Here is a 6,419-nt window from a genome sequence, read left to right as displayed (position 1 = left end):
GCCGCGATAAGCGGCTTTTTCATGTCTGCACTCACTCTGTCTCAGCGATTAATGGTGTGCAGCGGTTTTCACAGAACGCAAAATCACGAATTTCTGATTGGTGGCGATCGTCGTGCAGTTACCAAACAGACGACGTAACTTCTGGTAGTAATCCAGATGGCGGTTGCCGACGATACGCAGTTCGCCGCCGGTTTGCAGGCAACGCTTGGCATCGCAGAACATGCGCCAGGCGGTGTCATCGCTGATGACCGTGCCCTGATGGAACGGCGGGTTACACAGCACGGCGTGCAGCGTTTCACGTTCGACACCGGCCAGCATGTTATTTACTTCGAAATGGCAGCGGCTGACATCCTGCGGCAGGTTGTTTTCGACGTTAATACGGCTCGATTCCACCGCCATATAGGATTCATCGACGAACAGCATTTCCGCATCGGGATTCAGCGCCAGTGCGGTCATGCCGATCACGCCGTTACCACACCCCAGGTCCACCATGCGCCCCTGGATGCCTTCCGGCAGATGCTGCATGAAGAAACGCGCGCCAATATCCAGACCGCCGCGTGAGAACACGTTGGCATGGTTGGAAATACGGAACTCGCTGTCATCCAGCGCCCATTCAGAAATCACCGGCTCAGCGGTTTGCGCAGGCAAAGTGGCTTCACAATGGATCAGACGGGCTTTTTTCCACGCCAGACTGGTTTTGGTAGGACCGAGAATTTTCTCGAACAACTGCAACGTTGACGTATGAATGTCGCGGGCTTTCGCGCCGGCGATAATCTGCGTGCCCGGCGTCACGACTTCACGCAGCGCCAGCAATTGTTGTTCCAGCAGTGCCAGGGTTTTTGGCACTTTGATGACGACCAGACCCGGGTTGATCGGCAACGGCACCAGACTGCTTTGCGTTGCCACACTGTCTTCGTCAAAACCGTTAATGCGCAGATTATGGCGCATCGCCAGCTGACTCATAAAGGAATCGTTGATACTGGTCGGATTGTGCGGCTGCAATGCGCAGGCCAGAGTGCCAAAAGCATCGTTGAAAATTAGCAGCGGACGGCCGTTGAGCGCATCAGTATTCAGGTTTTGCAGCAAATATTCATCGGCCGCTTCCCATGCCTGTAACTGCGTTGCCGCTTCTTCCAGCGGATAACGTTCCAGACGCAGTTGCAGTAACTGACCACCGGTTTCGGTTTCAAATTGGCTCATTGGCCCTCCTCATATTCAATTTGCGCTGTTTATCCCTTAATTTGGTCTATCAGTAAAACGTTTTTTCAGTTAAAAAGGGGTTTAATGGCCGGATGCGTGTGATCGTTGCAAAAACAACGCTGGCCGGTACGGCAACTTTTCCCCCGGTAATAAGAGATAAAGCAAACAGTTATGCCTGAATTGACCTATCTTCAAGGCTATCCGGAGTCGCTTCAGGCTCAGGTGCGTCAGTTAATCGACCAGGAACGTTTAGGTAAAGTCTTGCTGACGCGATATCCGGAACCGCACGAGCTGACCACCGACAAATCGCTCTATCAGTATACGCTGGACCTGAAAAACCAGTTTTTGCGCAGTTCATCGCCGTTAAGCAAAGTGGCTTACGACAATAAAATTCATGTGATGAAGCACGCACTGGGGCTGCATACCGCGATATCCCGTATTCAGGGCGGCAAGCTGAAAGCCAAAGCGGAAATCCGTGTAGCGACAGTGTTTAAAAGCGCGCCGGAAGCATTTCTGAAAATGATCGTGGTGCATGAACTCGCGCACCTGAAAGAAAAAGAACACAACAAAGCGTTCTACAGCCTGTGCTGTCATATGACGCCTGACTATCATCAGTTAGAGTTCGACACGCGCATGTACCTGACGCATCTGGAAGTTTTCGGTAAGTTATACACCTAAATGAGATCTCAACTTATCTATACGGAATATATATGATTCGTTTTGCGGTTGTTGGTACCAACTGGATCACCCAGCGTTTTATTGATGCCGCACATGAGAGCGGTAAGATGAAGTTAACCGCGATTTATTCCCGCACGCTGGAAGGCGCTAAAAAGCTTGGCGAGGATTATCCGGTTGAGCATTATTTTGATTCCCTTGAAGAAATGGCAGCATCCGATCTGATTGATGCGGTGTATATCGCCAGTCCGAACTCCCTGCACTACCCGCAGTCTCTGTTGTTCCTCAGCCACAAAAAGCATGTGATTTGCGAAAAGCCGCTGGCGTCCAATCTGCGCGAAGCCGAAAGCCTGATCGCCTGTGCGAAAGAGAACAACGTGGTGCTGTTCGAAGCCTTTAAAACTGCCTATCTGCCCAACTTTCTGCATATGAAAGGTGCGCTGAACCGTATCGGTAAACTGCGTAAAGCCATTCTGAATTACTGCCAGTATTCCTCACGTTATCCGCGTTATCTGGCCGGTGAAAACCCGAATACCTTTAACCCGGCGTTTTCCAATGGCTCGATCATGGATATCGGTTATTACTGTCTGGCGAGTGCCATTTCATTGTTTGGCGAACCGGAATCGGTGAAAGCCACGGCGACCTTGCTGGAAAGCGGCGTTGATGGTCAGGGAACGGTCATCCTGTCATATGCTGATGATTTCGAAGTGGTGATCCACCATTCCAAAATCAGCGATTCCCATTTGCCGAGTGAGATCCAGGGCGAAGACGGTACGTTGCAGATGGAAAAACTGTCTGAATGCCAGACGCTCAGCCTGACGCCACGCGGCAGCCAGAAGCTGGATCTGACCCAACCGCAACACATCAACACCATGTTGTATGAGGCAGAAACGTTTGCGATTCTGGTCGACAGCCAGTTTGTCGCGCATCCGGGGCTGGAAGTCTCGCGTATCACCGCCAAGGTACTGACGGAAATCCGCCGTCAGACCGGCGTGGTGTTCCCGGCCGATACCCAGCCTTAATGTTCAGTCATAATCGGGAGTAACAGATGATTGCACCCAGTCAGAAACCTCTGCTGATTTTGCAGACCGGCCACGCGCCGGAACCTATCCGACGTGCGCACGATAACTTTCCGCAGATGTTTATCCGTCAGGGCGATATTGACGCACAGCAGGTTGTGATTGTGGACTTACAGGCAGGTGAACGTCCGCTGCCGCCGGAAAACTATTGCGGGGCGATCATTACCGGTTCACGCAGCATGGTGACCGAGCATCTGGCATGGAGCGAAGAAGCGGCGGATTGGGTACGGCTGGGGATGTTGCAGGAATTACCGATGTTCGGCGCCTGCTACGGCCATCAGCTGATGGCATATGCACTGGGCGGCGAAGTGGATTACCACCCGCAAGGCATCGAAGTTGGTACGCATGAGGTGTCGCTGACGCCGGACGGGCATCTTGATCCGCTGGTATCGCAGCTTCCGGCGCAGTTCGCCGCAAATCTTATCCACCTGCAAACCGTCATCACCCCGCCCGCGACGGCGAAGGTGCTGGCAAAAACGCTGCACGATCCGCATCAGATCCTGCGCTATGGCCCGAACGCCATCAGCACGCAGTTTCACCCTGAATTCAGTCTGGCGGTCATGAAGACATATTTGTCCTGGCTGGGTTCCATTGCCGAAGATGATCATGTCGATTTTGCGCATCAGGCTCAGCAACTTAGCGAAACACCGCTCAGCCGCAGCCTGCTGCTTTCCTTTGTCGGCGCACTCGGTAAACGTCAGGCACTGGCGGGTTAATAGTCTAAAATGTTTCTGAATATTTGACATCTGACACATTTTGCATTAATTTGCGAACTGCAAAGGGGAGTAACTTCTTCGCCGGATAATCGTCATTACGGTGCCTGGATCCGCGCTTAAGCGCCATCTCAGCCACCCGGTTACCGGGGCGAAGATAGACATTTACAAAGTGAATGCCTATTTTCGTAAGTGAGACCTTGCCGGAAGGCGAGGTTTGCTCACAACTCAAAAATGAGCGGCTAACGTCTTCTGACGCTGGCCGTTTTTTTTTGATGTTTTTTCGAGGATGACGCAATGATGAACTCCGTAGGCAACCCGATGTTGTGGGGCTCTTTTGCCGTGGTAGTGATAATTATGCTCGCTTTCGACCTGCTGTTACAGGGTCGCAAAGGCGCGCAAACCATGAGTATGAAAAGCGCCGCGCTGTGGTCGTTGGTGTGGATAGGCCTGTCGTTGCTGTTCAATTTCGGCTTCTGGTGGTACCTCAACGGCGAGTTTGGTCGCGAGGTGGCCGACGCCAAGGCCACGATGTTCCTGACCGGCTACCTGCTGGAAAAAGCGCTGGCGGTAGATAACGTCTTCGTCTGGCTGATCCTGTTCAGCTACTTCTCCATTCCGGCCAACCTGCAACGCCGCGTGCTGGTCTACGGTGTGCTCGGCGCTATCGTCCTGCGTACCGGCATGATTTTCGCCGGAAGCTGGCTGGTGGGTCAGTTCAGCTGGATTTTGTACGTGTTTGGCGCGTTCCTGCTGTTCACCGGGATCAAGATGGCGCTGGCGAAAGAAGACGACGGTGAGGTTGGTGAGAAACCGATGATCCGCTGGCTGCGCAGCAAAATGCGCATGACCGACGAGTTGCAGGGTGAGAAATTCTTCGTGCGCCGTAACGGTATTCTGTTCGCCACCCCGCTGGTGCTGGTGCTGATCATGGTCGAACTGAGCGACGTCATTTTCGCGGTCGACAGCATCCCGGCGATTTTCGCGGTGACCACCGACCCGTTCATCGTGCTGACCTCTAACCTGTTCGCGATCCTCGGTCTGCGTGCGATGTACTTCCTGCTGGCAGGCGTGGCAGAACGTTTCTCGATGCTGAAATACGGTCTGGCAGTGATCCTGATTTTCATCGGTATCAAGATGCTGCTGCTCGACGTGTTCCACATTCCGGTGGGTATTTCACTGGGCGTGATCGCCTCGATTCTGATCATCACCCTGCTGATTAACACCTGGGTGAACCGTCGTAACGATCTAAACAATACGCGAAAGTCATAGCATTAATCAGGAATAACGAATGGGCGGATATCACGCCCATTCATTTTGAATGTTAATGGGCTCAAGTACACGTGTACCCGTCAGTCTTCCCGTGTGCCCGCAGCAGGGTATAGACAGATGATGAGCAAACGATTTCAACTCAATGGCACCCACGCGGCCAGAAACCAACGAGCCGCCGATAATCGGAGAATTATTTTCATCTGTTAGAAATAAATAAGCTGGAATTGACATGTTATATCCTTATAAAGTTAATTATCACGTTTGTCTCTGCCTGTGATTTTATCAATCACTTTGTACAAGACGTATAGAAATATGAGCCAAGTTCCTATACCTGCAAACTTCATCGGCCACGGCTCGATGTACATAATGCAAAGTATTGTCCCAAATATAATCAATGGTGCAAATGCGAATTCAAATAAATAATAAATTATAAATGCAACTAATTTTTCGATTGCAGTAAGCACCATCCTGAAGAGTTTAAAAAATACCCCGTTTTTAGGCATTTATTTCCTTCCTCACCAAATCAATTATTTTTCTGAATGCAGGCTCGCCTTGCGTCATTCTGATATGCATTGCATCTACAAAAGGTTGAACGGATGGCTCAAATAAGAAGTAAAGGAGATCATAGTCTTTGGGAATCAATAAATTATAGATTTCTGGGTTCTCAGCCTCCAACCGTTCAGAGGTTCGTATTGAGCGCTCAGTCATACCACCAATTAACAACGCTCCAGTTAATACAGCTATGGGTTTCGATTTAAATGTAGCTGAAATAAAAGAAACTCTTTCTAATACTGCGGCCGTTATCATAGCCATGATTGTATTAGTCCCCATCCTTCCAACAAACGATGTAATTACACCTCTATATATACTGTCCTGCTCTGTCTCGGTAACATAGGTGTTAAACTTGGTAAAAATTATCTTAATCGCATCTATGATATGGTCATAATTCAAAATGTCTTTTCTTATAGCTCCTGCCATTCTAATTCTAGCTGTTTCACGCCTGAACCGTGAGCCTGTATCAAACACGCCATATACCCTATAGCCCATATCAAGCGGCACGGTGAACGCACCGTTTATGAGGCCATTTACTGATTCGGGGGATAGAATAATCTTAGCAATGCGCGTGGCTATAACATCAATGTCAGCCATATTAGTCCCTTAGTTGTGATTCATTCCCATTCTAATGGTATTGCATTATACACGTACGCACTAGATTTTTTACTTACAATGTAGTTCAGGCAAAAAAGTCCAGTTTAGTCGGGCTCTAATTAATACTGAATCACTCGTTTTGATATATTAATTCATACAAAGGCGGAAAAAGTGAGAAACAGGGATGAAGCCAGAAGGGTACGACGGAAAGGCAATAACATCGGTGAAATTCCTCAGAGTAAAAAGCGCGCCATCTTAGCCCGCTGAATCTAAAGGAATAACTAAAGTCGCTGGATAAAATAAAGGCGGTGACTGCATTAACCATCACCGC

Annotated in this window: 6 protein-coding genes and 1 pseudogene; 4 read left to right on the top strand and 3 right to left on the bottom strand. The window is 49.9% G+C overall.

Annotated features, from left to right (window positions below; all coding sequences use genetic code 11):
- Nucleotides 1-48: 48 nt before the first annotated feature.
- A complete protein-coding gene (gene rlmG, locus J1781_RS07210; protein ID WP_217233390.1) occupies nt 49-1,200 on the bottom strand; it encodes a 23S rRNA (guanine(1835)-N(2))-methyltransferase RlmG in 1,152 nt (383 codons plus the stop codon).
- Between the two features lie 171 nt (nt 1,201-1,371).
- On the opposite strand from rlmG, the gene J1781_RS07205 reads away from it, so the two are divergent.
- The 4 genes from J1781_RS07205 (at nt 1,372) to J1781_RS07190 (ending at nt 4,939) form a co-directional block, all read left to right on the top strand.
- Nucleotides 1,372-1,878 carry a M48 metallopeptidase family protein gene (locus J1781_RS07205; protein ID WP_129954413.1) on the top strand — a complete coding sequence of 169 codons (507 nt, stop codon included), beginning with the start codon at nt 1,372-1,374 and terminating at the stop codon, nt 1,876-1,878.
- 32 nt (nt 1,879-1,910) lie between these two features.
- On the top strand, nt 1,911-2,897 hold the full coding sequence (locus J1781_RS07200) for a Gfo/Idh/MocA family protein (RefSeq protein ID WP_217138254.1): 987 nt from the start codon (nt 1,911-1,913) through the stop codon (nt 2,895-2,897).
- 26 nt (nt 2,898-2,923) lie between these two features.
- Entirely contained in the window at nt 2,924-3,670 is a 747-nt protein-coding gene (locus tag J1781_RS07195; RefSeq protein ID WP_217138255.1) for a glutamine amidotransferase, read from the top strand.
- A gap of 294 nt (nt 3,671-3,964) precedes the next feature.
- Entirely contained in the window at nt 3,965-4,939 is a 975-nt protein-coding gene (locus J1781_RS07190) for a TerC family protein (RefSeq protein ID WP_269154554.1), read from the top strand.
- 36 nt (nt 4,940-4,975) lie between these two features.
- Here the strand turns inward: J1781_RS07190 and J1781_RS07185 are convergent.
- A pseudogene (locus tag J1781_RS07185) lies at nt 4,976-5,170 on the bottom strand (type VI secretion system tube protein Hcp); the annotation flags it as partial.
- A 264-nt stretch (nt 5,171-5,434) separates the two neighbouring features.
- Nucleotides 5,435-6,088 (bottom strand): Ssp6 family T6SS pore-forming effector, encoded by a 654-nt coding sequence (locus J1781_RS07180; RefSeq protein ID WP_217233388.1) that lies wholly within the window; start codon nt 6,086-6,088, stop codon nt 5,435-5,437.
- Nucleotides 6,089-6,419 lie beyond the last annotated feature (331 nt).

Source organism: Rahnella perminowiae, assembly GCF_019049695.1.
Lineage (GTDB): Bacteria > Pseudomonadota > Gammaproteobacteria > Enterobacterales > Enterobacteriaceae > Rahnella > Rahnella perminowiae.
The sequence above is the reverse complement of the archived record's forward strand: the minus strand, read 5'-3'. Positions and strand labels throughout refer to the sequence as shown.